Genomic DNA, 26,204 nt, shown 5'->3' with positions numbered 1-26,204 from the left:
GGTGACCGCCTCGGTGTGCACCTGGTGGCGGCCGCCGCGGACGACGGCCGCACGGCGACCACCGAACTGGGCCGCGCCGCCTCGCTCCGTATCTCCCTCGACCCGGTGTCCCCCGGCGCGGACGAACCCGCCCCCGGCCGGGGCCGCCTGTCCACTCCCGACGGTCGCCTCACGCCCTTCCAGGCCGGCCGGGTCACGGGCCGCATCCCCCGCACGGCCACCCTCCGCCCCACGGTCGTCCCCCTCGAATGGCACCGCATGGGCGACCCCCCGGCCCGCCGCCCCGTCCGCGAACTCGGCAACGGCCCCACGGACCTGGCCCTGCTGGCCAGCGCGCTGGAGCGGGCGGCGAGGTCGGTGGCGGCAGTGGAGGTGCCGTCGTTGCTGTAGGTCTTCGACGGCCGTACACCACACTCGGCCGTCATGAGTGACGTGAGTGACTGGTATCTGCAGCAGGCGTACGGGGTCCGGTTCGAGTGGGGGGCCGGTGGGGCGGAGCGGGTCGCGGGCGGGGTCGGGTGTCTCGTGGTGGTGGACGTGTTGTCGTTCACCACCTCCGTGAACGTCGCCGTCGAGGCGGGGACCCGGGTCCACCCCTATGCCTGGCGGGACGAGACGGCGTCCGTCTTCGCCCGGGACAACGCCGCGGAACTGGCGGTCGGACGGCGGGCGGTCACCGCGGCCTCTCCCTGGTCGCTGTCCCCCGCCGCACTCCGGCGGGCCCCGTTCACCCCCCGGCTCGTCCTCCCCTCGCCCAACGGATCCGCCATCGCCGCGGCGGCGGGCGGCTCGACCGTGGTCGCGGGCTGTCTGCGCAACGCGTCGGCCGTCGGCCGATGGCTGGCGCTCCATGGCCACGGGACCCTGGAACGGCCCCTCGCCGTGATCGCCGCGGGCGAGCGCTGGCCGGACGGCAGCCTGCGGCCGGGGCTGGAGGACCTGATGGGGGCCGGAGCGGTCATCGCCGCACTCCAGGCGACGGGCGGCGCCGGACCGCTGTCGCCCGAGGCGGCGGCCGCCCGGACCGCCTTCACCGGGACCCCCGACGCGGCCGGTGCCGTGGCCGCCTGTTCCTCCGCTCTGGAACTGGCCCGGAGCGGCTTCGCCGACGACGTGGCGATCGCGGTCGAGGTGGACGCGAGTACGACCGTGCCCGTCCTCACCGACGGCGCCTTCATCGCGGGCACTCACACCGTCGGCAGCCCCCTCGACGGCGCTGTCCACATCGGCCCCGTCCGCCCCACGCCGCCCGGCTGACCCGCCGTCACCCGGCGTTCTCCTCCTTGCGCCACTTCCATCGCCGGAGCGCCTCCGCCGCACAGAGTCCGCACCGCGTTCGCACAGCCGCCCACGTCACGACCCAATCACGATCACCCACTTGACAGCGCAGGCGCTCTTGCCGCCCTCGATGCCCCGGGCGTAGACCAGAGCGCACGGGACAGCGCCGGACGTTCGACGAGGAACGAGAACGGGGCAGTGATGCACAGAGCTCTTCGTACACACAGGTCGCCCAATCACTCGACGCAGAGGTCACGCAGAGCCGCACAGAACCGCAGGTCACCCAGGGCCGCACAGGCCGCAGCAACCGCCGTCGTCGTCGCGCTCGCCCTCACCGCGTGTGGCGGTGGCAGCAAGGACAAGAAGGAAAACGGCGGTACGAGCAGTGCCAGTGCGAGCGGCGACACCGTCACCCTCCCCAAACTCGACGGCGAGAGCCTCGAAGTCGCCGCCGTCTGGACCGGCGAGGAGCAGAAGAACTTCAAGACGGTCCTCGCGGAGTTCGAGAAGCGCACCGGCGCGAAGGTGACCTTCGTGGCGGCCCAGGACCCGATCATCAACTTCCTCGGTTCGAAGATCGCGGGCGGCCAGCCGCCGGACGTCGCGCTGCTCCCGCAGCCCGGCGCCATCAAACAGGCCGTCGACAAGAAGTGGGCCAAACCCCTCGGCCCCGAGGCCGTGGCCGAACTCGCCAAGAACTACTCGCAGGGCTGGCAGGACATCGGCAAGGTGGGCGGCAAGCAGTACGGCGTGTACTACAAGGCCGCCAACAAGTCGCTGATCTGGTACAACGCCAAGGTCTTCGAGAACGCGGGCGCGAAGGAGCCCAAGACCTGGCAGGAGCTGCTGACCACCGCGCAGACGGTCTACGACTCCGGTGTCACCCCGTTCTCCGTCGGCGGCGCCGACGGCTGGACCCTCACCGACTGGTTCGAGAACGTGTATCTCTCCCAGGCGGGCCCGGAGAAGTACGACCAGCTGAGCCAGCACAAGATCAAGTGGACGGATCCGTCCGTCAAGCAGGCCCTCACCACCCTCGCCGGGATCTGGGGCAAGAAGAACTACGTCGCGGGCGGCGCGAACGGCGCCCTGCAGACGGAGTTCCCGGCCTCCGTCACCCAGACCTTCACCGGCGGCGACCAGCCCAAGGCGGGCATGGTCTTCGAGGGCGACTTCGCGCAGGTCAACATCGGCGAGACCAAGGCCAAGGTGGGCACGGACGCGAAGGTGTTCCCGTTCCCGGCCGTGGGCAGCGCGGCGCCCGTGGTGTCCGGCGGCGACGCGGCCGTCATCCTGAAGGACTCCAAGGCGGCGCAGGCACTGGCCACCTTCCTGGCCTCCCCGGACGCGGCGACGATCCAGGCCAAGCTGGGCGGCTACCTCTCCCCCAACAAGAACGTGCCGAACTCGGCGTACCCGAACGCGGTGCAGCAGAAGATCGCCAAGTCCCTGATCGCGTCGGGCGACGACTTCCGCTTCGACATGTCCGACCAGGCCCCGCAGGCCTTCGGCGGCACGCCCGGCAAGGGTGAGTGGAAGGACCTCCAGGACTTCCTGAAGAACCCGACCGACGTCGCCGGCACCCAGGCGACGCTGGAGAAGGACGCGGCGGCGGCGTACGGCAGCGGAAGCTGATCCGGCGATGACGTCGGCAACGGCCGGAGGAACCCCACCGGTTCCTCCGGCCCGAACGCGCAAGAGCGTGACCGGCACGCGCAGGACCGTGGCGGTGCTGTTCCTGCTGCCCTGTCTCGTGCTGCTCGGCGCGCTCCTGGTCTACCCGATCGGGTACTCGCTGATCCGCAGCTTCCTCAACCAGTCCGGCGACGGTTTCGCCGGGGTCGACAACTACAAGGCGCTGTTCACCGACGACGGCATCCGTACCGCCCTCAAGAACAACGTCATCTGGGTCGTGTTCGCGCCCACCGTCGCGACCGCGCTCGGTCTCGTCTTCGCGGTCCTCACCGAACGGGTCCGCTGGGGCACGGCGTTCAAGCTGGTCGTCTTCATGCCGATGGCGATCTCGATGCTCGCCGCGGGGATCATCTTCCGGCTGGTGTACGACCAGGACCCCAACAAGGGGGTCGCGAACGCGGTCTGGGTGGGGGTGCACGACACCTTCGCCGAGTCGTCGGCGTTCCCGAACGCCCACCCGGGACGGCAGTCGCCGCTCCGGCCGGAGAAGGGCGGGTTCCTCACCCAACAGGCCGTGCACGCCGGGCAGTCCGTCACCCTTCCGCTCGTCGGGGTCGCCCCGGACAAGATTCCGAGCGGCGCGAAGAAGGCCGTACAGGCACCGTCCGAGCCCGGCAAGGTGACCGGCACCGCCTGGCAGGACTTCACCCGCGGCAAGGGCGTCGGCAGGCTCGGCCAGGTCGACCCGGGCGAACTCGGCTATGTGGGCATGAAGATCGAGGCGGTGAAGGACGGCAAGGTCGTCGATTCGGCGAAAGTGCGGGGTGACGGCACCTTCACGCTCTCCGACAAGGCCGACGGGGCTCGACTCCGGCTCCCGGCGAGCAACTTCCGCGAGCCGTACAACGGCGTCGACTGGCTCGGCCCGTCGCTCGTCACCCCGGCCGTGATCGGAGCGTACGTCTGGATGTGGGCCGGCTTCGCCATGGTGCTCATCGCGGCGGGGCTCGCCGGCGTGCCGCGTGAACTCCTCGAAGCGGCGCGGGTGGACGGGGCCAACGAGTGGCAGGTGCTGCGAAGGGTCACCGTGCCACTGCTCGCGCCCGTCCTCGCCGTCGTCCTGGTCACGCTGATGATCAACGTGCTGAAGGTCTTCGACCTGGTCTTCATCATCCCGCCGGGCTCGTCCCAGGACGACGCGAACGTGCTGGCCCTGGAGCTGTACCGGAAGGGCTTCTCCGAGGACCAGCCGGGCATCGCGAGCGCGATCGCCGTGTTCCTGCTGCTGCTCGTGATCCCGGTGGTGTGGTTCAACGTGCGTCGTCTGCGGCGGGAGGTACGGCGATGACCACCCAAGCCGGCGGTCTGACGAAGACCGCGCCCGTCACCGGCGTCAAGGCAAGGCAGTCGCTCGGCTCCCGGCTCGCGAGCGGTGTCAGCGGCGGGATCGTCCGGGTCTTCCTCCTGCTCGTCGGCCTGTTCTGGCTGGTGCCGACGATCGGGCTGCTGCTGTCCTCGCTGCGCACACCGGAGGACATGAGCGCGTCCGGCTGGTGGAAGGTCTTCAGCGAGCCCTCCCAGCTCACCGTGGACAGTTACCAGAAGCTCCTGGAGAACAGTGACATCACCGGTTCGCTGGGGAACACGGTGCTGATCACCGTCCCGGCGACCGTCCTCGTCGTCGTCATCGGCGCGCTCGCGGGCTACGCCTTCGCCTGGATGGAGTTTCCGGGCCGCGACTGGTGGTTCCTGGCGGTGGTCGGTCTGCTGGTCGTCCCCGTGCAGGTGGCGCTGATCCCGATCGCCGAACTCTTCGGCAAGATCGGTATCTTCGGCACGATCTTCGGGGTGATCCTCTTCCACGTGGGCTTCGGTCTGCCCTTCGCGGTGTTCCTGCTGCGGAACTTCTTCGCGGAGATCCCCCGGGAGCTGCTGGAGGCGGCCCGGCTCGACGGCGCGGGTGAACTGCGCCTGTTCCTGCGGGTCGTGATGCCGCTCGGCGGTCCCGCGATCGCCTCGCTCGGCATCTTCCAGTTCCTGTGGGTGTGGAACGACATGCTGGTCGCGCTGGTGTTCTCCAACTCGGGCAGCCAGCCGATCACGGTCGCACTCCAGACGCAGGTACGCCAGTTCGGCAACAACATCGACGTGCTGGCGCCCGGCGCCTTCATCTCGATGGTCATCCCGCTGGCCGTGTTCTTCGCGTTCCAACGTCAGTTCGTGTCCGGGGTGATGGCGGGCGCGGTGAAGTAGCCGGACAAATAACCACACCGAGGGGCGATCCGGACACCGGCTCGCCCCTCGGTGTTCACCCGGAATCCCCCGTATGCCACATCTGGCGTAACCAAGTCACTCCTTCGGCCGTTGCCGGGCAGTATGCCCGCGCCGACCCATGGATGTCCCTTGCCCAGGTTCAGTGTCATCGTCCCCGCGTACAAGGTTCAGGCGTACCTGCACGAATGCCTCGAATCCGTGCTGGAGCAGTCCTATCCGGACCTCGAACTGATCGCCGTCGACGACTGCTCGCCCGACGCCTGCGGCGCGATCATCGACGAGTTCGCCGCCCGCGACTCCCGGGTCCGCCCCGTCCGCCTGCCGGGGAACGTGGGCCTCGGCCGCGCCCGCAACGCGGGGCTCGAACACGCCACCGGCGACTACCTGATCTTCCTTGACGGCGACGACACCCTCACCCCGGACTCCCTGCGCGCGATCGCCGACCGGCTGAAGGAGACCGCCGAACCGGACGTCCTGGTCTACGACTACGCGCGCACCTACTGGAACGGGGACATCGTCCGCAACCACTTCGCGGAGCAGCTCAGCGAGCGAGGCCCCGCGCCCTTCCGGCTCGACGACCGGCCGGGGCTGCTCAGGGTCCTGATGGTGGTGTGGAACAAGGCGTACCGAAGGGAGTTCGTCGAGCGCGAGGGCCTGTCCTTCCCGCCCGGCTACTACGAGGACACCCCCTGGACCTACCCGGCGCTGATCTCCGCCGAGACGATCGCCACCCTCGACCGGGTCTGTGTGCACTACCGCCAGCGCCGACAGGGCAACATCCTCAGCACCAGCAGCCGGGGGCACTTCGACATCTTCGAGCAGTACGACCGTGTCTTCGCGCATCTCGACGCGCACCCGGAGCTGGCACGCTGGCGTCCGGTCCTGTTCCGCCGCATGGTCGACCACCTCTCCACGGTGTTCACCAAGCGGGGCCGGCTGCCGCGCGGCACCCGCGCCGAGTTCCTGCGCAAGGCCCGCACCCACTACCGCCGTTACCGCGCCCCGGGCGCCCCCGTCCGCCCCCGCACCCGCCTGCGGCACGCCCTGGTCCGGCTCGGCAACCACCGCACGTACCGCCTGCTCGGCCTGGCCACGAGTACCCACAAGAAGGCCCTGCGCGGCGTCAAGGGACTGCTGCGCAAGGTCCGCGGCGGCGCCCTCCAGTTCCACTACCGCGTCCAGCTCCGCCTGCCGCTGCGCGCCGACCGAGCGGTCTTCTCCAGCTACTGGGGGCGCGGCCACGGCTGCAACCCGGGCGCCCTGGAGTCCGCGTTCCGCGAGCTCGCCCCGCACATCCGTACGGCGTGGATCGCGCACCCCGAGCACCACCACACGATCCCGGCCTCGACGCGCCGCCTGCGGCCCGGTACGACGGCGTACTGGACGGCGCTCGCCCGCTCCAAGTACCTCGTCAACAACGTCAACTTCGACCGCCGGCTGGTCAAGCGCCCCGGCCAGATCATGATCCAGACCCAGCACGGCACCCCGCTCAAGTACATGGGCCTCGACCTCCAGGACCGCCCGGCGGCCGCACGTGACACCGACTTCGCCGAGCTGCTGCGCAGCGCAGACAAGTGGGACTACTGCCTGTCGGGCAACCGCCACTCCACCCTGATCTGGGAGCGCGTCTTCCCCGCCGCGTACACGACACTGGAGTACGGCCTCCCCCGCAACGACGTGTTCCAGCGGGCGACCTCGACGGACGTCACCCGGCTGCGCCAGTCCCTCGGCATCCCCGAGGGCACGGTCGCCGTCCTGTACGCGCCGACCTACCGCGACTACCGCCGCACCCAGCGCCTCGCCCTCGACCTGGAGCGCGTCCTGCGCCGGCTCGGCCCCCGGTTCGTCGTCCTGACCCGCGCCCACCACTCGTACGCCGCGGCGCTGAGCAACCGTTCCGGGGCCCGGCTCATCGACGTCTCCGACCACCCGAGCATCGAGAACCTCTGCCTGGCCTCGGACGCGCTGGTCACCGACTACTCCTCCCTGATGTTCGACTACGCGGTCCTGGACCGGCCGATCGTGATCCACGCGGACGACTGGGAGGCGTACCAGGCCTCCCGGGGCACCTACTTCGACCTGCGGGACTTCCCGCCTGGAGCGGTCGCGCGCAGCGAGGACGAGCTGATCGACATCTTCGCGACCGGCCACTGGCGCGGCTCCCGCTCGACCCAGCTGCGGACCGCGTTCCGCGAGCGGTTCTGCCCGTACGAGGACGGGCGCGCCGCCGAACGGGTCGTACGCCATGTCGTGCTGGGCCAAAGCGCCGGGCGGCCGCGGGTGCTGCCGCCCGCGCAGCGCCACCCGGTCCCGTCGGCCGCCGCCCGCACCCGGACTCCCCTGGCCACCGTGCCCGCGCCCGCCACCCCCGTCACCGTCGCCGAGACCCTCTGAACCGGAGCAGGCATGCCCTCCAGCCCCTCCCGGCCCACACCGACGAGACCCGTCACCTGGCGCCCCGCCGGGCGGCCCGGGCGCTGACACCCACCGGCACCCCAGCAGTAGCCCGAGAAACAACCAGAGAAGTAAGCAGAGAAAGAGCAGAATGCCCCGCTTCAGCATCATCGTCCCCACTCATGGAGTCGCCGGGCGGCTGGCCCTCGCACTGGACTCGGTCCTCGACCAGTCCTTCGGCGACTTCGAGCTGATCCCGGTCTGCGACGGGCCGGACTCCCCGGCGGGCGAGGTCGCCGCCGGGTACGCCGCGCGGGACTCCCGGGTCGCCCCGGTCCACTCGCCGCCCGCGGACGGACTGAGCGGGGCACGCAACACCGGGACCGGGGCGGCGGGCGGCACGTATCTGCTCTTCCTCGACGGCGACGACGTCCTGGTGCCGGGCGCGCTGGCCGCCCTGGACCACAGACTCCAGGAGTGGCCCGAGGAGGTGGACGTCCTCTACTTCGGGCACGAACGCGTCCACTGGTGGGACGTCGAGACCAGCACACCGCCGCTCCCGAAGACCCCGGAGGGGGTGTTCACCCCGGACCGGGCACCGCGGCTGACCGGGGCGGGCCTTCCCGCGTGGAGCGCGGCCTACCGCCGGGCGTTCCTGCGGGAGTGGCGCCTCGCCTTTCCCCCGGGGCACTTCACGGATCTCGGCTGGGGCGGCCTGGTGACGGTCGTCGCCGGGCGGGTGGCGGTGCTGCGCCAGGTCGTCGTACGGCACCGGCTGCGGCGGCAGGGCAGCCGCTTGAACACGCCCGGCGAGCACCAGTTCCAGCTCCTCGACCAGGTCGACCTGGTGCTGAGCCGGGCGGCCGAGGAGGAGCTGTCCGTGGAGCGGTCGCGGGCGCTGTTCGGTGACCTCTTCGCGGCGGTGCTGAAGTCGGCCGCCCATCCGAAGCGGCTTCCGCTGCACCGGCGCCGGGCCTTCTTCCGGCGTGCGGGCCGCCTCTACCGGCGCCACCGGCCCGCCGGGTTCCGGCCGCCGCCGGGCCGCATCGGAGTGCAGTACCGGCTCCTGGCGGCCGGGGCGTACAGCGCGTTCCGCGCGCTGCGCGGTGTCAGCCGGCGGATGACGAGGGCGAGGATGGCGGTCCCCCCTGGTCGAGCGAAGTCGAGAGCCTGGGGGAAGCTGCCGTGTCCCCGACGGCTGAGCGCCCGCGCGCGGTACGCCGCGCAACTGCGCCTCCCCCTCGACGAGAACCTCGTCGTGTACTGCGCCTACTGGGGCCGCGGTTACGCCTGCAGCCCGGCCGCGATCCACGTCAAGGCCCTCGAACTCGCCCCGCATCTGCGCTCGGTGTTCCTGGTCGAGGCCGACGCGGTGGACCAGGTCCCGGACGGTCTGGAGTACGCGGTGATCGGCAGCCCGCGCGCCTGGGAGGTGCTGGCCCGTGCCAAGTACCTGGTCAACAACGCGAACTTCGCGGACGGTGTCGTCAAGCGGCCCGGCAGCGTGCACCTGCAGACCCAGCACGGCACGCCACTGAAGACGATGGGCGTCGACCAGTCGACGTATCCGATCGTGGCCGCCGCGACCGGCAGCTTCGCCAAGCTGCTGGCCCGGATGGACCGCTGGGACTACAACCTCTCCTCCAACCGGCACTCCACCCAGATGTGGGAGCGGGCCTTCCCCGGCACGTACGAGGCCCTGGAGTACGGCTATCCGCGCAACGACGTCTACTACACGTCGACCGCCGAGGACGTGGCCCGCGTCCGCGCCCGGCTGGGCGTCCCCGAGGGCAGGACCGCCCTCCTCTACGCGCCCACACACCGCGACTACAGCACCGGCTTCGAGTCCCGGCTCGACCTGGAGGCCTTCTGCGAGGAGATCGGCGACGAGTTCGTCGTGCTCCTGCGCGCCCACTACTTCTACGACGAGGGCAGGGGCACAAGCAGCGGCCGGATCATCGACGTGACCCGGCACCGGTCCTCGGAGGACGTCTGTCTGGCCGCCGACACGCTGATCACGGACTACTCGTCGATCATGTTCGACTACGCCAACCTCGACCGCCCGATCGTCGTGTACGCGGACGACTGGGAGGTCTACCGGGAGACGCGGGGCGTCTACTTCGACCTGATGGAGGCACCGCCGGGCCCGGTGGTGCGCACCCCGGGGGAGCTCGCGGGGGCCTTCCGTGACCGCTCCTACGCGGACGACTCCTCGCGGGCCCTGCGGGCCGCGTTCCGTGAGCGCTTCTGCCAGTTCGACGACGGGCAGGCGGCCGAGCGGGTCGTCCGCAGGGTGCTGCTGGGCCGGCCGCCCGAGGCGATCCCCCCGGTGATCCCCCTCGCCGAGCGCCTTCCGGCCCCCGCCGCGTCCACCCTCGTAAGGAGCTGACGTGCCCCGCTTCAGCGTCATCGTCCCCGTCTTCAAGGTGCAGGGCTTTCTGCGCGAGTGCCTCGACTCGGTCCTGGACCAGTCGTACACCGACATCGAGGTGATCGCGGTCGACGACTGCTCGCCGGACGGCTGCGGCGCGATCCTCGACGAGTACGCGGCCCGCGAACCGCGCCTGCGGGTGCTGCACCTGCCGCGGAACGTGGGCCTCGGCCGCGCCCGCAACGCCGGAATGCCGTATGCGACGGGGGACTTCCTCTTCTTCCTCGACAGCGACGACACCCTCACGCCGGGCGCCCTGCGCGCCATGGCCGACCGCCTCGACGAGACGGCCGACCCCGATGTGCTGGTCTTCGACTACGCGCGCACCTACTGGTGGGGCGGTACGCGCCGCAACGTCCTCGCGCAGGTGCTGGCCGAGGGCGGCGACGGCTGCTTCACGGCCGCCGAACACCCGGAGATCCTCGACCTGTTGATGGTCGTGTGGAACAAGGTCTACCGCCGCGCGTTCGTCGAGCGGGAGGGCTTCACCTTCCCGCCCGGCTACTACGAGGACACCCCCTGGACCTTCCCGGTCCTGCTCAGCGCGGAGCGGATCGCCACCCTGGACCGGATCTGCCTGAACTACCGGCAGCGCCGCCAGGGCAACATCCTGTCCACCACCAGCCGCAAGCACTTCGACATCCACGACCAGTACGAGCGGGTCTTCGCCTTCGTCGACTCCCGCCCGCAGCTGTCGAGCTGGCGCCCGTTCCTGCACCGCAAGATGGGCGAGCACTGTCTGGACATCCTCGCCAAGCCGGACCGGCTGCCCGCGTCCGACAAGGGCGAGTTCTTCCGGCGTACGGCCGCCCTCTTACGCAAGCACAACGGCGGTGGCCCGGTGCCACCCGAACTGCGCGTCCTTCAGGGCGGTTACGTGACCTACCTCGCCCGGCGCCAGTCCGGCCGGCTCGGCGCGGAACTCGGGCGGCGCAGGCTCCAGGTGCGCAGGGCGGCGGCCACCCGGGTCAAGAGCGGCTGGTCCGCGGCGTACGAGCACCGGCCGTTGGACCCGGACCTCGCGGTGTACTCGGCGTTCTCGCACCGCGGGGTGCTCGGCGACCCGGGCGCGATCCATCACGCGGCGCGCGAACTCGCCCCGCACGTGCGGGGGGTGTGGGTGGTGCGCGAGGACCAGGTGCCGCTGCTGCCGCCCGGCGTCGAGTACGTCCTGCCGGACTCGCTCGGCTACCGCCGGGTCACCGCCCGCGCCACCTATCTGATCAACAACGTCAACTGGCCCGGCACCCTGGTCAAGCGCGCGGGCAGCGTCCATGTGCACACCCACCAGGGCACCCCGCTGAAGTACATGGGAGCCGACCTGCGCGACAAGCCCGGCGCCCGGCACGGCTTCGACGTGCCGCAGATGCTGCGCCGCGCCGACCGCTGGGACTACAGCCTGGTCGCCAACCGCCACTCCGAACTGGTCTGGGACCGCGCCTATCCCTGCCACTTCACCTCGCTGCGCACCGGCAGCCCCCGCAACGACGTCCTCGTACGGGCCCGGCCCGAGGACGGTGCGGCCGTCCGCGCCCGCCTCGGCATCCCGGCCGGCCACCAGGTGGTGCTGTACGCACCGACGCGCCGCGACTACGTCCGCGGCGGGCTCGTCGACCGGATCGACCTCGCCAGGTTCGCCGACGACCTCGGCGAGGGCCACACCCTCCTCGTACGGCTGCACCCCTCGCTCACGGACGGCCCCTCGCGCGGGATGGGCCTGTCCGAGCTGCACCGGCGCGGGGTCGTGCTCGACGCGACCGACGAGCCGCACGTCGAGGACCTCATGCTCGCCTCCGACGTGCTGGTCACGGACTACTCGGCCCTGATGTTCGACTACGCCAACCTGGACCGGCCGATCGTGATCCACGCGGACGACTGGGGGGCGTACGCCGCGAGCCGGGGCGCGTATTTCGACATCACGGCCGACGCGCCGGGCCATGTGGCCGGCTCCTACCGGGAGTTGGCGTGGATGTTCGCGTCCGGGTCCTGGCGGGACGAGGAGTCGGCACGGCTGCGGGCCGGGTTCCGGGCGCGGTTCTGCGCGTTCGACGACGGGCGGGCGGCCGAGCGGGTGGTACGGACGCTGATGCTCGGCGAGCGCGTCGAGCACCCGGTGTCGGTGGCGGTGGTGCCCGCGCAGGCGGGACGCGACGTCCTCACGTCGTCGTGAGCGCCCTCATGACCGTCCTCGGCCCGTTCGCGAAGCCGCGACCGCCCCGGTTCTGGGTGGTCGTCCTGGCCGCCGTGTTCGCCCTGCTCCAGCTCGCGAACGTCACCGGCCGCGACACCCCCGACACCAAGAACTACCTCTCGTACGCCTTGAGTCTGCGCGGCACGAGCAAGCACGAGGCGGCCGCGGCCACCATCGACTACGCCTGCGCCGGCCGGGCGTCCATCGCGCGCCGCGACCAGAGCGTCAACGTCGTCCACTTCCGCGAGCCGAGCCCGGCCGGGCAGGTCGTCGAGGAGTGCCGACGCGACCAGTGGGGGTGGGTTTCGAAACGGCTGAGCGCCGGTCAGACGGCGGGCCACACCGTGCCGTTCATACCGCCGCGGTTCATGCGGATCTTCGAGGCGCGCCCCGGCTACCCGGTCTTCCTGGTCCCGTTCATCACCGTCCTCGGTGTGAAGTGGGGCCTGTGGACGTCGAGTGTCCTCATCACGGTCACCGGGGGCGTACTCGCCTTCCTGGTGCTGCGCACCCTGCGCGCCCCCGCCGTCGCGGCGCTGACCGGACAGGCCCTCTTCTACGTCCTGCCGTGCGGCACGACCGCCATGCGGCCCATGACGGAGGGCCTGCTGCTGACCCTGACACTGGCCGCGCTGTGGGGCTGCGCACTCGCTCTGGAGGGCCGGACGCGGGCCGCGACCGCGCTGGTCGGCGGGTCCCTGGCCGCGCTCTTCGCCGTCAAGCACTCGCAGGCCCTGTTCCTCGGGCTGTGCCTGGCGGGCGCCTGTGCGGTGCTCGGCATCCGGCGCGGAGGGGTCCGGCAACCGCTGCGCAGGCTCGCGCGGCCGCTGCGAGAGGTGGGGGTGGTGGCGGCCTGCGGGGTGGCCGTCACCCTGCTCGCGGCGAAGGTGCTGGGCTACCCGTCCGAGTCGGAGTCCCTCCAGGACCTGCTCACGGCCCACTTCTCCCGGCCCGACCGCAGCCGCCCATGGCCGGAGTTCCTGGACCTGGAGGTCAACTTCTGGGTGGAGTGGCTGCGCCGCGCGCTCTGGGAGCCGTTCTTCCTGACGGCCCTGCTGGCCGGGGCCTGGGGCGCGCTGCGGCAGCGTCCGGCCTTCGGGGTGTTCCTGGTCGCGGGCGCGCTCACCGGCGTCCTCAACCAGGCCGCACACCCCGACATCAACATCTACGGCGACCGGCTGATCGTGCTGGCGTGGGTGCTGCCGGTGGTGGGACTTCCGCTGCTGCTGGAACAGGTCGTACGGCCGCGGGTGCGGGGTCTCGACACGGTGCCGGGCCCTCTTCGGGCGGACGCGGGGCTCAACACCGCAAGGGACGCAGGGATGGACGCCGGGATGGACGCCGGAGTCGCTCGATGAGGTGAAGTTCGGCAAAGCCGTTGGCTTCGGTGGGCATATACGACAAATGACCCGAACAGCTCAGACCGAGGGCGATCTCCTCGTCCGGCGGACCGCCCGCAGCGCGACCGCGCTGCACGGCGCCCCCTGGCACCCCACGCCCTATCAGGTCTTCGGCGGACTGTTCTGGCTGGTGCTGTGCCTCGCCTCCTGGCGGGTGCCGATGTGCTGCGACTTCGGCCAGCACGCGGCGGTCGTCGAGCGCCTCAGGGCGAACCTCCTGCATCCGGCCCATCCGACGGCGGACCTGCCGGGCGAGGGCAGCCCCTTCTACTCGCCGTACACCGTGGCGCAGGGCGCCTTCGCCCGGCTGACGGGCCTCGCGGGCTGGGAGGTGGTCCGGCTCTCGGTGCCGCTGAACCTGCTGGTGCTGCTGACGGGGATCGGCCGCTTCGTCCGCGTCCTGGCGCCCCGCCGCCCCTGGGCCCCGGTGTGCGCGCTGCTCGCGATGGTGCTGCTGTGGGGTACCGAGCAGGCCTGGTCGAGCGGCTACCTCGGGCTGATGTCGATGACGGGGAACCTCGGCTATCCGTCGACGTTCGCCATCGGACTCACCTTCTGGGCCTGGGCGCTCACGGGCACGCTCGCGGGAGGGATCGGCGGCCCGGTCCGGTACGTCGGCCCGAGCGGGCTGCGGAGCCTGTCCGGGTACAAGGGGCTCGGCGTCCTCTACGGGCTGATCCTGCTCGTCCATCCGATCACCGCGTCGGCGGCGGCGCTCGGGGCGGTGGCGTTCGTGGCCGGGTGGCAGCGGGGATGGCGCGCCGCCGTGGCGGCCCGGTGGGCGATCACGGGGGCGGCGGCGCTGCTGACAGCCCACCTCTGGCCGTACTTCGACGTCCTCACTCTGCCCGGGGACCACAGCATGGACGCGATGCACCGGCGGCTGTACGCGGGGGTGCCCGGGCACTTCTGGCTGGCGCTGATCGGGGTACCGGCACTGTGGCTGCGCGCGCGGCGCTCCTGGCGGGACCCACTGGTGCTGATGTTCGCGCTGGACTGCCTGGCGGTGGCGTACGGCTGGGTCAGCGGGCACTACACCTACGGCCGGATCCTGGGACTCGCGCTCGTGGCACCGCAGTTCGCGCTCGCGATCGAACTGGCGGCGGCGCGGCCATGGCCGGTGTGGCGGCGGGCGCTGGGCGTGGTGGCGGCCGTCGGCGCCTGCGTCGGTTTCCTCACGGTGCAGGCCGGTGCCGTCGTACCGCGTTCACTCGATCCGGTGAGTTTCGACCAGCCGCCGCGCTGGCCCTCGTACGACTGGGCGGCGCGGCACATCAAGCCCGGCGAGGTGGTGATCGCCGACGGGTACTACGCCGCCCGTCTGATCCCGGGCTACGGCCCGAACCTGGCCGCGCCCGTGTGGCCGGACGCGGGACTGGACGAACGGGAGCGGGTACGGCGGCTCACGGCCGTCCGGGGCTATCTCGACCCCGCGTCGACGCGCGCCGGGCGCTCCGCGGTGGTGCGGCGGTATCACGTGCGGTGGCTGTTGCTGACCCGGGAGCGTCGGGTGCCGGAGGAGGCGACGGTGGTGGCCTGGAGTTCTCAGACCGGCGAGGTGCTGGCTCGGGTGGGGGCGTGCGTGAAGGGGTGTTCGGAGACTGCGGGCAGTAAGGGGCGAACGCGCAGTTCCCCGCACCCCTGAAGGGGCACGGGGCGCAGGGCGCGTTTCACGACCTCAACGGAACTCGCCCGAACTACTCGATGACGAGCTCGACCGGGATGTTGCCGCGGGTGGCGTTGGAGTAGGGGCAGACCTGGTGGGCCTGCTCGACCAGCTTTCGGCCGGTGGCCTCGTCCACGGAGTCGGGGAGCTCGACGCGGAGCGTGACGGCCAGGCCGAAGCCCTCGCCCTGCTTGCCGATGCCGACCTCACCGGTCACCGCGGCCTCGCTGACGTCGACCTTCGCGGCGCGGCCGACGAGGCCGAGGGCGCTGGCGAAACAGGCGGCGTAGCCGGCGGCGAACAGCTGCTCGGGGTTGGTGCCCTGGCCACTGCCGCCCATCTCCACCGGGATGGCCAGCTGGAGGTCGAGCTTGCCGTCGGAGCTGACGGCGCGGCCCTCGCGGCCGTGGGTGGCGGTGGCGACAGCGGTGTAGAGCGCGTCCATGGAGACCATCCCTCTCAAGTCAAGTTCTTGCCGGGGCGGCCGGTCCGACCGCCTCACGGCCTCAATTAGAGCACGCAATTCAATTGCGCACAACTTAATGGCGGGCAAGAGCTATCCTGGAGTCATGACCGCCATGCCGACCCCGAGCCCCCAGGCCCCGTCCGACGGGGACTACCTCCGTCTCGACCAGCAGATCTGCTTCTCCCTGAACGCCGCCTCGCGCGCCTTCGGGGGCGTCTACCGGGTGATCCTCAAGGACCTCGGGCTCACCTACCCCCAGTACCTGGTGATGCTGGTGCTGTGGGAACACGGCGAGCTGCCCGTGAAGAAGGTCGGCGAACATCTGCGGCTCGACTCCGGGACGCTGTCCCCGCTGCTCAAGCGGCTGGAGACGGCCGGTCTGGTGCGGCGGGAGCGCAGCGCGGTGGACGAGCGCTCCGTGCACGTCCACCTCACGGACGAGGGCACGGCCCTGCGCGAGCGTGCGCTGCTCGTGCCGCGCCGGATCGCCGCGGCGACGGGCGCGAACCTCGAGGAGATCCGGGAGCTGCAAGCGCGGCTCGACCGGCTCACGGCGGCGCTGGACGCGGCGGCACTCGACCCCGCGACCCTGGACGCGGCCGGCGCGGACGTCTCCTAGGGTCCGATCCGCCGGACAGGGCCTAGGTCCTGTCGTCACATTCCCGTCGTCCGCCCGGAGGGCGGGTCCTGCGGCGTCATGGGGGTCCCCCCTGCTCTAGCGGAGTCGAGAGCTTGGGGGAGCGTGCTCTCGGCGTGCCGGGCACAGGCCCTCGTACTGGACGTACTTGGGTCTGTGCCTGGTGTGGTGAAGGGGGTCCCTCCCTGTTCGAGCGAAGCCGAGAACTTGGGGGCGCGTGCATGGCGTCGCGGGGCAGACGGGAATGTGACGACAGGGCCTAGCGGTGGCGTACGTACAGGCGAAGGGTGACGCCCCTGCGGACGATCTGCTCGCGCAGGGTGAATTCCCCGGCGAGTACGGCGCGTTTGGTGTCCTCGGTCGCGACCGAGGTGTCCGGATGCCAGTGCGGCCGGAACACGAACGGTTCGCAGATCAGCCACACCCGGTCGAGCCGGTCGAGCCGGCTGCGCAGTTCGCGCGGGCCCACCTCCGTCCCGTACAGCGTCCCGGACGCTGTGGCGGACGTCTTCAGGGCGACGTCGCGCACCCCGCGGAAGCCCGCCGGATAGGCCAGCGCCGAGCGACGTGTGAGCGACGGCAGGTACAACACCGGATCGCCGGGCCGCAGTTCACGACCGGCGGCGGCGGAGACGGCGGCCAGGTTGTCGGGACGGCGGGCGGGGTCGCGGTCCTTGCGGAGCAGGGGGAACTGGACGGCGAGGACGAGGGAGATGGCGAGGACACCGGCTAGGGCGACGAGGCGGGGAGCCGCGGCGCTCGGCAGCCGCGACACCCATCCGGTCAGCCGCTCCGCCCCCGCCGCCGCCAGCAGCGGCGCCCCCGCCAGCGCGTACAGCACATACCGCTCGTCGTACAGCGGCCGGAAGCGGGAGACCGCGATCAGGACCGCCGGCGGGACCAGCAGCAGCGGCAGGGCGACCGACACGAGGTTCACCTCGCCGCGCCGCGGGAACGGGCGCCACAGGGCGAGTGCGATCAGGAACACGTAGGGTACGAACACCAGTTGGGCCTGGCTGAGGAACGCGTGCATCAGGTCGTCCACGCTCTTGCGGTTCGGCACCGCCAGCCATGCCACCTGCGCCGATTGCCGGTGGGAGACGAGCACGAGCGGCGACAGGACGAGCAGTGTGGCCCCCGCCGCGACACCCCATCGCCACCACACCCGCCACGGCATCCGCGTCAGCGCCAGGGTCGTGCCGTGCGCGAGCAGGAGAAGTACGGCGAACTCGTGCAGCAGGCAGGTGACGGCGACGGTCACGCCGTACGCCCACCAGCCCCTGTCCCCGCTGAGGGCCCTCACGAGGAGCAGGGTCGCCGCCGTCGCCCCGGCCGCGACCAGGGCGTACGAGCGGCCCTCCTGGGCGAAGTGCCCGGCCAGGGGGGTGACCGCGTACAGCAGTCCCGCCCAGAGGCCGACGCGAGGGTTGCACAGGCGGATCCCGAGGGCGGCGACGAGACCCGCGGTCGCGGCGGCGCCGACGACCGAGGGCAGGCGCAGAGCGACCTCGCTGGGGGCGGGGACGAGGACGAGATGCATGAAGAGGTAGTACAGACCGTGCACCGCGTCGACGTGGTGCAACAGATGCCAGATCTGCGGAACCGAGCGCCTCGCGACCTGATAGGTGGCCGCCTCGTCGCGCCACATGCCCCCGCGGTCGAGCCTCCAGAGCCCGAGCGTGAGCATGACGACCACGGGCAGCACCACGGCGACAACCCGCGCCACGGGCTCGGCCGAGACCTCCCAAGCCTCCCGACGGCCGACGCCGGACCGTTTCATCAACACCCTTACCCCCCATGTCCAGATTCTTACTATTAACTAACCTTCGTTAGCTCTTGATGGCATACCGGCCCCCTTGAGGCATCCGAGAGCTTACGATCCGGCCTTGATGAGCGCATACCTGAGCCCCCGAGGCCGATCCCGCCTGTTCCCCCTCGCCGCCGCCTGGGTGGCGACCCGCGCCCTGATGCTGTGGCTGCTCGCGCACGACGGCCTCTCCGTGCTGGGCGGCGGCGGGGTCTCCCGCGAGGTGAGTCACCTCTACTTCCGCTGGTACGAGACCCTGTCGCACGGCGCCTATCCGGCGGGCGACCGGCTGTGGCAGTACCCGCCGGGCGCGGGCCCCGTACTGCTCTCGCCCGGGCTGCTGCCGGGCCTGACGTACCTGCACGCCTTCGTGGCCCTGACGCTCGTCGCGGACGCCGTGATCGTGCTGGCCCTGGCGCGCGCGGGCAGCAGACCCGGCCGCAGCCTGCGCGGCGCGGCACTGTGGACGCTGGGCCTGCCCTTGCTGCTGCACATCCCGCTCGCCCGCTACGACGTACAGGTCACGGCGCTCGCCGTCGTCTCCCTGCTGACGCTGAAGCGCTCCCCGCGCACGGGCGGCGCGTTCGCCGCGCTCGGCGCCCTGGTGAAGGTCTGGCCCGCCCTCGCTCTCATCGGCACGCCCCGGGGCCGTACGACCCGGGAGGCCTTGACGGCGGCGGCGCTCACGGCGGTCACCCTGCTCGCCGTCCTCGCGACGGCCTTCAGCGACCCCTTCGACTTCCTGCGCCAGCAGGGCGGCCGGGGCGTGCAGATCGAGTCGCTCGGCGGCACGGTGCTCGGCTTCGCACGCCACGCGGGCTGGCCGGGCCGCGTGCGCTACCAATACGGCGCGATGGAGTTCGTGGGCCCCTACGTCCAGACCGTCGCGACCCTCTCGCTCGCCCTGACGGCCGTCTCCTTCGCACTCCTGCTGCTGTGGCGGGTGCGCGCACGGCACTGGACTGCGGCGACCCCGTACGACGCCGCGTTCGCCGCCGTACTGATGTTCACGGTGACGAGCCGGGTGATCAGTCCCCAGTACATGGTGTGGCTGCTCGGTCTGGCCGCCGTGTGCCTGACCTCGCGGCACACCACACAGCGCCCGGTGGCTGCGCTCGTCGTCGTGGCGACGGCGGTCAGCTCCGTGGCCTACCCTGCCCTGTACGGGGAGGTCATCGACAGCACATGGACGGGCTGTTTGCTCATGCTCATCCGCAACGGTCTGCTGACGGCCGCGGCGGTGCTGTCCTTCACCCGGCTCTGGCACTCCGGACTTCCCGTGCTCGTGGTGGATGGGCCGAAAAACGACGCGCAGGAAAGGAACCCCCACCCGATTCCTGTCGTCTTCCGGACCGGCCACTAAGTACCTCTTAACGGAAAATTACTGTCAAGCCCTACGATCTCGGCCCGTGGATCCTATGAAACCTCACCACTCGCAGGTCTGTGTCGTCGTCATCGGTTACAACGACGCCGACCATGTGACGGACGCGGTGCGTTCGGCACTCGCTCAGGGCCCGGCCGTCCGGGAGGTGCTCGCCGTCGACGACCGCTCGACCGACGGCAGCGCCGACCTCCTCGACCGCCTCGCCGCCGATGAGCCGCGCGTGAAGGTCATACGCCGCTCCGAGAACAGCGGCGGCTGCGGCAGCCCCCGCAACGACGGCATCGACGCGGCCACCGCCCCGTACGTGATGTTCCTGGACAGCGACGACGTGCTGCCGCCGGGCGCCGTGGACGCGCTGCTCGAAGCGGCGCGGGCACAGCGCACGGAGGTCGCGGCGGGTCTGTGCGTACGCCGAGAACTTCCCTCGGGCCGCGAGGTCCCCTGGGAGCGCGACCTGTACGCGAAGCCCGCGCTGATCCCCCACCCGGCGCAGCGGCCCCGTCTGGTCCACGACACGCTGTGCGTCAACAAGCTGTACCGAACCGACTTCCTTCGTGAACACGCGATCCGTTTCCCCGAGGGCCGTCACCCCTACGAGGACTTCGTGTTCACCGCGCGCGTGCTGGCCGCCGGACCGCGCATCGCACTGATCCCCGACACGGTGTACGTGTGGCATGTGCGGCGCGGCGCCCAGCAGTTGTCGATCTCGCTAGACCGCGCGGACATCGAGAACTGGCGCTCCCGCACCAAGGCGCACCACACGGCGTACGAGATCCTGCTCGGCGCCGGTGAGAAGCAGCTCGCCCGGGCCGCCAACGCCAAATTCCTCGACCATGAACTGCGCATGTACGCCCGTGAGTTGGAGCTGCGCGACGCCGACTACCAGCGGGCCTGGTGGGAGCTCACGCGCACGTACCTGTCGACGTTCGACGCCGGCGACTTCACCGTCAACCCGACCGCCCCGGGCCGGCTGATCGCCCGTGTCGTGCTCGCCTCCGAAGAGCCCCGCGACCTGCCCCGCCTCAAGGAACTCGCCGCCCGCCCGGCCCGGTTGCGCCCGCCGTACGCCCGCGACGCCGACGGCACGCCCGTCTGGTCGAACGACCTCCCCCAGGTCACGCTGGACCACTACCTGGAACGCCCCGCGCACGTGCTGCCCGCCGCGGTCGACGCGGAACTGCGTCCCCAGGCGCGTGCGGCACGGCTGCGGCTGCGTCTGCACGACCTGTACGGACGGCTCGCGGAGGCCGGTCCGGCCTCGGCGGACGTGGAGTTCGTGCACCGGGACGAGGGGCGGATCGGGCTGAGCCTGCCGGTCGAGCTGGCGCAGGACGCGGACCGGGACACCTGGTCGGGCGAGCTGCCGGTGGACCTGTCGGCCCTGGGCTCGGGCACCTGGGACCTGCGGCTGCGGGTTCACTACCGTGACGGTTCGAGCCGGGACGTCACCGCGCACGCGGTCGGCGGCGGGGGCCTGCTGCGCCGCCGCGCGGTCCCGAACCTGCGCTACGGCGTCCTGCTGGTGCAGCCGTACCGCACCCACGCGGGGGCGCTGGCGCTGCGCCTGGCGCCCGGATGGAAAGGAATGACCGACGTGCTGCGCCGTCGGCTCAAGCGCCTGCTTCACTGATACGCGAGCGTCTCGGCGATCTCACCGGCGCTGCTCTCACATCTCACAGCGCCGGTCTCGCACCGATTCACACCGCTCTCACACCGATCTCACTCCCGAGGGGACGACCGTTCATGACCTGGCTGATCACCGGCGGCGCCGGCTACATCGGGGCGCACGTGGTGCGCGCGATGCGGGACGCGGGCGAGCAGGCCGTGGTCTACGACGACCTGTCCACGGGCATCGCCGAGCGGGTTCCCGCCGACGTGCCGCTGGTGGTCGGCTCGACGCTGGACGCCGAGCTGCTGGCCCGCACGATCGAGGAACACGCGATCACCGGCGTGGTCCACCTCGCGGCGAAGAAGCAGGTCGGTGAGTCCGTCGACCTCCCGCTGCACTACTACCGCGAGAACGTCGAGGGCCTGCGGGTTCTCCTGGAGGCGGTGACGGCGGCGTCCGTCGGCTCCTTCGTGTTCTCCTCCTCCGCCGCGGTCTACGGCATGCCGGACGTCAACCTGGTGACGGAGGAGACCCCCTGCGCACCCATGAGCCCGTACGGCGAGACGAAGCTGGCGGGCGAGTGGCTGGTCCGTGCGACGGGCCGCGCCACGGGCCTGTCCACGGCGTCGCTGCGCTACTTCAACGTGGCGGGGGCGGCGACCCCCGAACTCGCCGACGTCGGTGTCTTCAACCTCGTCCCCATGGTCTTCGAGAAGCTCACCGAGGACGCGCCGCCGCGCATCTTCGGTGACGACTACCCGACGCCCGACGGGACGTGTGTACGGGACTACATCCACGTGGTGGACCTGGCGGAGGCGCACGTGGCCGCGGCCCGCGCCCTGGAGGCCTCGCCCGGGCGTGACCTGACCCTCAACATCGGTCGCGGAGAAGGCGTTTCGGTCCGCGAGATGATCGACCGGATCAACGCGATCACCGGCTACGACCGTCCCGCGGTGACCACACCACGCCGCCCCGGCGACCCGGCGCGCGTCGTCGCCTCCGCCGACCGCATCGCGGTGGAACTGGACTGGAAGGCGAAGTACGACGTCCAGGACATGATCACGTCGGCATGGGCGGGGTGGGTACGGCTGCACCCCGGCGCGGCGCGCTCGTAGGGCCCGTCGGCCCGGGTCCCGTCGGCCCGGGTCCCGTCGGCCCGGGTCCCGTCGGCCCGGGTCCCGTCGGCCCGGGTCCCGTCGGCCCGGGTCCCGTCGGTCCAGGTCCCGTCGGTCCAGGTCTTGCCCGGCGGTCAGGACCTAGACCGAGACGGTCTGCGGGGTCCGGCCCTGGCTCTGCTCGGATTCCAGCCAGGGGAAGGTGACGCCGGTCAGTTCCTCGGAGGCCGCCCACAGGCGGACCGCGGACACCGGGTCGCTGGCCGCGGCCGAGCGCCCGACCAGTGTCGGCGCGCCGCGCATCTCGCCGAGCCATCGGGTCCCACATAGCTGGCGCCGGGCAGGTCCTGCGTCGCGGCGTACAGCGTGGGCAGGGCCCCGGCCTTGTTGTCCTGAGCGATGAACCGGTTGCCCACCGCCATCAGCGTGCGCCGCAGCACGCTGGCGTCCCGGCCCTGGAGGCCGGTGGCGGCCCAGCCGGGGTGCGCGGCGAGGGCCCGTACGGACGACCCCGCGGCGGCCAGCCGGCTCTGGAGTTCCAGGGTGAACAGCAGGTTGGCGAGCTTGGACTGGCTGTAGGCGGCGACGGGCGAGTACTCACCGGTCAGGTTCAGGTTCTCGAAGTGGATGCGGGGGGTGCCGGGCACCTTGTGTGCCCCCGAGGACACGGTGACCACCCGGTCGGTGAGGTGCGGCAGCAGCAGGTTCGTCAGGGCGAAGTGCCCCAGGTGGTTGGTCCCGAACTGCATCTCGAAGCCGTCCTTCGTGGTGGCCTCGGGGATGTTCATGACGCCCGCGTTGTTGATCAGCAGATCGAGTTCGCCCCGCCAGGACGCGGCGAACTCGCGCACGGACGCGAGGTCCGCGAGGTCCAGTCGGCGCACCTCGACGCTTCCGTTGACGGTGCGGGCGGCGGCCTCGCCGCGCTCCGGGTCCCGTACCGCGAGGACGACATGGGCGCCGGCCCGGGCGAGGGCGTCGACGGTGGCGATGCCGAGCCCGCTGTTGGCGCCGGTGACCACGGCCGTGCGGCCGCGCTGGTCACCGATGCCGCCCGCGTTCCACTTGCTGTTCTGGTCAGCCGAGTGCTTGGTAGCCATGCCCCGAATGTAGACGCCGACAACAATGATGTCAACGACAACAATGATGACGATGCCAACAAAGCTGACAGCGCCAACAATGTAGTCGCCGGTTACATACCGGATAGACTGTCGGGCATGCAGACCCGCCCTCGCCGCTACCACCATGGAGACCTGCGCGCCGCATTGCTGACCCGCGCCGAGGAAACACTCCAGGAGAGGGGCCCCGGCGCCCTGTCCCTGCGCGAACTGGCCCGCGACCTGGGCGTCAGTCACGCGGCCCCGAGCCGGCACTTCAAGGACAAGCAGGCCCTGCTGGACGCGCTGGCCCTGGCCGGTTTCGAACGGCTTCTGGCCACCCTGACCGCATCGCAGGAGACCGCGGGCGAGTCCTTCGCCGACCGGCTCGGCGCCCTGGCCCGCACCTACGTGGGCTTCGCCACCGCCAACGCGGAACTCCTCGACCTCATGTTCGCCGTCAAGCACGACCCGGAGGCGTCCGAGGCCCTGGTCAAGGCCTCCCAGAGCATGGGGGGCCTGGTCGCGGAACTCATCACGGAGGCCCAGCGCAGGGGCGAGGTCCGCGAAGGCCCCCTGGAGACCATCGCCATCCCGATCTTCAGCACCCTCAACGGCTTCGCGCGGCTCGCGGTCAGCGTCACCCTGCCCAGCGAAACCCTGGACAGGGACCTGGAGCACGTCATCGCCCACACCCTCCGCGGCTGCGCCCCGGACACCCCCACACCACACTGACCCCATGCCCCGCCCTCAGGAGCCGTCCACAGGATGGGCAGGATTCCGGTGCCCGGTGCGGTTTCCGGTGCCCGGTGCGGTTTACGAGTCCCTGTTGAGGTATGCCAGTACCGCGAGTACCCGGCGGTGGCCGCTGTCGCTCGGCGGCAGGCCCAGCTTCAGGAAGACGTTGCCGATGTGCTTGCTGACGGCGCGTTCCGTGACGACCAGCGTCTTCGCGATGGTCGTGTTGTCGCGGCCTTCGGCCATCAGCTTCAGGACCTCGCGCTCGCGGGGCGTGAGCGTGTCGATCGGGTCGTCACGACGGCGGGTGAGGAGCTCGGTGACCACCTCGGGGTCGAGAGCCGTACCGCCCGTCGCGACCCGGTCGAGCGCGTCGAGGAACTCGTCGACCCGGCCCACCCGGTCCTTGAGCAGATAGCCGACCCCGCTCGCACCACCCCCGAGCAGTTCGGCGGCGTACGACTCCTCGACGTACTGGGAGAGCACGAGCACCGGCAGGCCGGGGATCTCCTTGCGTGCCTCCAGGGCCGCGCGCAGGCCCTCGTCACGGAAGCCCGGCGGCATCCGGACGTCGAGCACGGCGACGTCCGGCCGGTGCTTGAGGAGGGCGGGCAGCACCTCGGGGCCGCTGCCCGCGACGCCCACGACCTCGTGCCCGGCGGAGGTCAGCAGCAGCACCATCCCCTCCCGCAGGAGGGCGTTGTCCTCGGCGATCACCACACGCACGGCGGCCTCGTCTCCACTGTCCCGGTCACCACACGCACGGCAGCTCCACCTCGATCACGGTCGGCCCCCCGACGGGGCTGGTCATCAGCAGGGTCCCGTCGAGCGCGGCCACGCGTCGCTGCATGCCGAGCAGCCCGGAGCCGCCCGCCTCTCCCCCAGAGCCGAAAGCCTGGGAGGTGCCCCCGGCTCCACCCTGCCCCTCGTCGGCGACCCGGACGCTCAGCCCGCCGCGCTTGCGCACCAGCCGCACCTCGGCGCGCTCGGATCCGCTGTGCTTGGCCGCGTTCGTCAGCGACTCGGCGACCACGAAGTACGCCGCCGCCTCGACCGCCGCCGGGGCCCGGGATCCGCTCTGCGCCCCGTCCTCCAGGCCGTCCACGACGACGGTGACGTCCAGCCCGCTGCTCGCGGCGAGCGCCCGTACGGCGCCGGCAAGTCCCCGGTCGGTGAGGATCGGCGGGTGGATGCCGCGGACGACGTGGCGCAGCTCGGTCAGCGCCTCCTCGGCCTGGCTCTGCGCGTCCTCGAGAAGTTTGAGCGCGGTCTCCGGGTCGCGTTCGTAGGCCCGCTTGGCGATGCCGATGCGCATCGACAGGGAGACCAGCCGGGCCTGCGTGCCGTCGTGCAGGTCGCGCTCGATGCGGCGCAGTTCGGCGCCGTGCGCGGCGATCGCACCGGCCCGGGTCTCGGTCAGCTCCTCGATCCGGACGGCGAGCAGCGCCTCCGGAGAGGGCTTGAGGAGGGCGGTGGACCAGGCGGCGTCGAGGTCCGCGAGCCGGCCGATCAGCGGCAGGACGAGCGGGGAACGGCCCAGCAGCCCCTGCCGTACGCCGTCGACGGGCAGACCCAGCAGCCACAGCGGGGCGGTGAGCAGTCCGAGGAAGCCGTAGACGTAGTGGCAGATCATCCAGCGGAAGTCGCCGAGTGTGCCGGGGCCGCGGACCGCCGTGCGCAGTCGTTGCCGCAGCGGGCCCTCGATGGGCTGGTAGGCCTCGGGGATCACCTTGCCCGTCCACTGGGCCACCAGGTTCCGCTTGGCCCCGGCGATCCGCCGTATCAGCAGCACCGTCTCGGGCAGCAGCCCGGCGCCGACGACCGCGAGCGTCAGCGTGGCCGTGATCAGCAGCACGGTGATGAAGAGGATCGTGCCGAAGGCCAGCGCGGCGGACATGACGAGGCCGGCCGTGGCCCGCGCCGCCTGCCGCACCGTCTCTCGCATGGGCACAGGTTAGGCGAACGGCAGCCACCGTGGGCGAACAGGTGACCTGGTGAGGTGTAGCCCACTACACCAGGGGTTCGGGAGGGCGCTCCCTCGTGGCGGCGATCAGGCGACGGCAGAGTCGATCTCAACGGGAA

Annotated in this window: 18 protein-coding genes and 2 pseudogenes; 15 read left to right on the top strand and 5 right to left on the bottom strand. The window is 71.4% G+C overall.

The genetic code is table 11. The features are described 5' to 3' along the window. The 10 genes and pseudogenes from ACFVWD_RS38560 to ACFVWD_RS38515 all read left to right on the top strand — a co-directional run. Positions 1–390 (top strand): annotated as a pseudogene (locus ACFVWD_RS38560) (cell division protein FtsK); the annotation flags it as partial. A gap of 33 nt (positions 391–423) precedes the next feature. After that, complete coding sequence (locus ACFVWD_RS38555) at positions 424–1,257, top strand: 2-phosphosulfolactate phosphatase (RefSeq protein ID WP_389602662.1); 834 nt, start codon at positions 424–426, stop codon at positions 1,255–1,257. Positions 1,258–1,479: 222 nt separating this feature from the next. Next, a complete protein-coding gene (locus ACFVWD_RS38550; protein WP_389602661.1) occupies positions 1,480–2,913 on the top strand; it encodes an ABC transporter substrate-binding protein in 1,434 nt (477 codons plus the stop codon). 7 nt (positions 2,914–2,920) lie between these two features. Further along, positions 2,921–4,261 (top strand): carbohydrate ABC transporter permease, encoded by a 1,341-nt coding sequence (locus ACFVWD_RS38545; protein ID WP_389602660.1) that lies wholly within the window; start codon positions 2,921–2,923, stop codon positions 4,259–4,261. Further along, positions 4,258–5,166, top strand: coding sequence for a carbohydrate ABC transporter permease (locus ACFVWD_RS38540; RefSeq protein WP_389602659.1), 909 nt, complete (start codon positions 4,258–4,260; stop codon positions 5,164–5,166). Before ACFVWD_RS38545 ends, ACFVWD_RS38540 begins: the two co-directional genes overlap by 4 nt. A gap of 150 nt (positions 5,167–5,316) precedes the next feature. Then, the gene (locus ACFVWD_RS38535; RefSeq protein ID WP_389602658.1) at positions 5,317–7,581 is read left to right on the top strand and encodes a CDP-glycerol glycerophosphotransferase family protein; all 2,265 of its coding nucleotides are present in this window, start codon (positions 5,317–5,319) and stop codon (positions 7,579–7,581) included. Positions 7,582–7,732: 151 nt separating this feature from the next. Continuing rightward, on the top strand, positions 7,733–9,970 hold the full coding sequence (locus ACFVWD_RS38530; protein ID WP_389602657.1) for a CDP-glycerol glycerophosphotransferase family protein: 2,238 nt from the start codon (positions 7,733–7,735) through the stop codon (positions 9,968–9,970). A 1-nt stretch (position 9,971) separates the two neighbouring features. After that, positions 9,972–12,182 carry a CDP-glycerol glycerophosphotransferase family protein gene (locus ACFVWD_RS38525; protein WP_389602656.1) on the top strand — a complete coding sequence of 737 codons (2,211 nt, stop codon included), beginning with the start codon at positions 9,972–9,974 and terminating at the stop codon, positions 12,180–12,182. An 8-nt stretch (positions 12,183–12,190) separates the two neighbouring features. After that, entirely contained in the window at positions 12,191–13,561 is a 1,371-nt protein-coding gene (locus ACFVWD_RS38520; protein ID WP_389602666.1) for a hypothetical protein, read from the top strand. A 46-nt stretch (positions 13,562–13,607) separates the two neighbouring features. After that, entirely contained in the window at positions 13,608–15,248 is a 1,641-nt protein-coding gene (locus ACFVWD_RS38515; RefSeq protein WP_389602655.1) for a hypothetical protein, read from the top strand. Positions 15,249–15,300: 52 nt separating this feature from the next. Here the strand turns inward: ACFVWD_RS38515 and ACFVWD_RS38510 are convergent, their stop codons facing one another. After that, positions 15,301–15,714, bottom strand: a complete 414-nt coding sequence (locus ACFVWD_RS38510) for an organic hydroperoxide resistance protein (RefSeq protein ID WP_054229732.1) — start codon at positions 15,712–15,714, stop codon at positions 15,301–15,303. 124 nt (positions 15,715–15,838) lie between these two features. On the opposite strand from ACFVWD_RS38510, the gene ACFVWD_RS38505 reads away from it, so the two are divergent. After that, a complete protein-coding gene (locus ACFVWD_RS38505; RefSeq protein WP_389602654.1) occupies positions 15,839–16,354 on the top strand; it encodes a MarR family winged helix-turn-helix transcriptional regulator in 516 nt (171 codons plus the stop codon). Positions 16,355–16,631: 277 nt separating this feature from the next. Here the strand turns inward: ACFVWD_RS38505 and ACFVWD_RS38500 are convergent, their stop codons facing one another. After that, positions 16,632–18,152: a glycosyltransferase family 39 protein gene (locus tag ACFVWD_RS38500; protein ID WP_389602653.1), complete on the bottom strand. Its 1,521-nt coding sequence runs from the start codon at positions 18,150–18,152 to the stop codon at positions 16,632–16,634. Between the two features lie 109 nt (positions 18,153–18,261). Here ACFVWD_RS38500 and ACFVWD_RS38495 point away from each other — a divergent pair, with 109 nt between their 5' ends. From ACFVWD_RS38495 to galE, 3 genes are all read left to right on the top strand, one after another. Continuing rightward, positions 18,262–19,542 carry a glycosyltransferase 87 family protein gene (locus ACFVWD_RS38495; protein ID WP_389602652.1) on the top strand — a complete coding sequence of 427 codons (1,281 nt, stop codon included), beginning with the start codon at positions 18,262–18,264 and terminating at the stop codon, positions 19,540–19,542. Positions 19,543–19,597: 55 nt separating this feature from the next. After that, the gene (locus ACFVWD_RS38490; protein WP_389602665.1) at positions 19,598–21,193 is read left to right on the top strand and encodes a glycosyltransferase; all 1,596 of its coding nucleotides are present in this window, start codon (positions 19,598–19,600) and stop codon (positions 21,191–21,193) included. A 113-nt stretch (positions 21,194–21,306) separates the two neighbouring features. After that, a complete protein-coding gene (galE, locus tag ACFVWD_RS38485; protein WP_389602651.1) occupies positions 21,307–22,287 on the top strand; it encodes a UDP-glucose 4-epimerase GalE in 981 nt (326 codons plus the stop codon). A gap of 141 nt (positions 22,288–22,428) precedes the next feature. On the opposite strand, the pseudogene ACFVWD_RS38480 reads toward galE, so the two are convergent. Beyond that, positions 22,429–23,387 (bottom strand): annotated as a pseudogene (locus tag ACFVWD_RS38480) (oxidoreductase). 117 nt (positions 23,388–23,504) lie between these two features. Between ACFVWD_RS38480 and ACFVWD_RS38475 the strand changes: the two are divergent. Next, positions 23,505–24,119, top strand: coding sequence for a TetR/AcrR family transcriptional regulator (locus ACFVWD_RS38475; RefSeq protein ID WP_389602650.1), 615 nt, complete (start codon positions 23,505–23,507; stop codon positions 24,117–24,119). Between the two features lie 81 nt (positions 24,120–24,200). Here ACFVWD_RS38475 and ACFVWD_RS38470 read toward each other — a convergent pair whose 3' ends face one another. Together ACFVWD_RS38470 and ACFVWD_RS38465 are read right to left on the bottom strand one after the other, a co-directional pair. After that, positions 24,201–24,848: a response regulator gene (locus ACFVWD_RS38470; RefSeq protein WP_389602649.1), complete on the bottom strand. Its 648-nt coding sequence runs from the start codon at positions 24,846–24,848 to the stop codon at positions 24,201–24,203. A 25-nt stretch (positions 24,849–24,873) separates the two neighbouring features. Further along, complete coding sequence (locus ACFVWD_RS38465; RefSeq protein ID WP_389602648.1) at positions 24,874–26,067, bottom strand: histidine kinase; 1,194 nt, start codon at positions 26,065–26,067, stop codon at positions 24,874–24,876. Positions 26,068–26,204: the final 137 nt, after the last annotated feature.

It is taken from the genome of Streptomyces sp. NPDC058086, assembly GCF_042885015.1.
In the GTDB taxonomy this organism is placed as follows: Bacteria; Actinomycetota; Actinomycetes; order Streptomycetales; family Streptomycetaceae; genus Streptomyces.
Note: the sequence above shows the minus strand (reverse complement) of the source record. Positions and strands in the feature narration are given on the sequence as shown.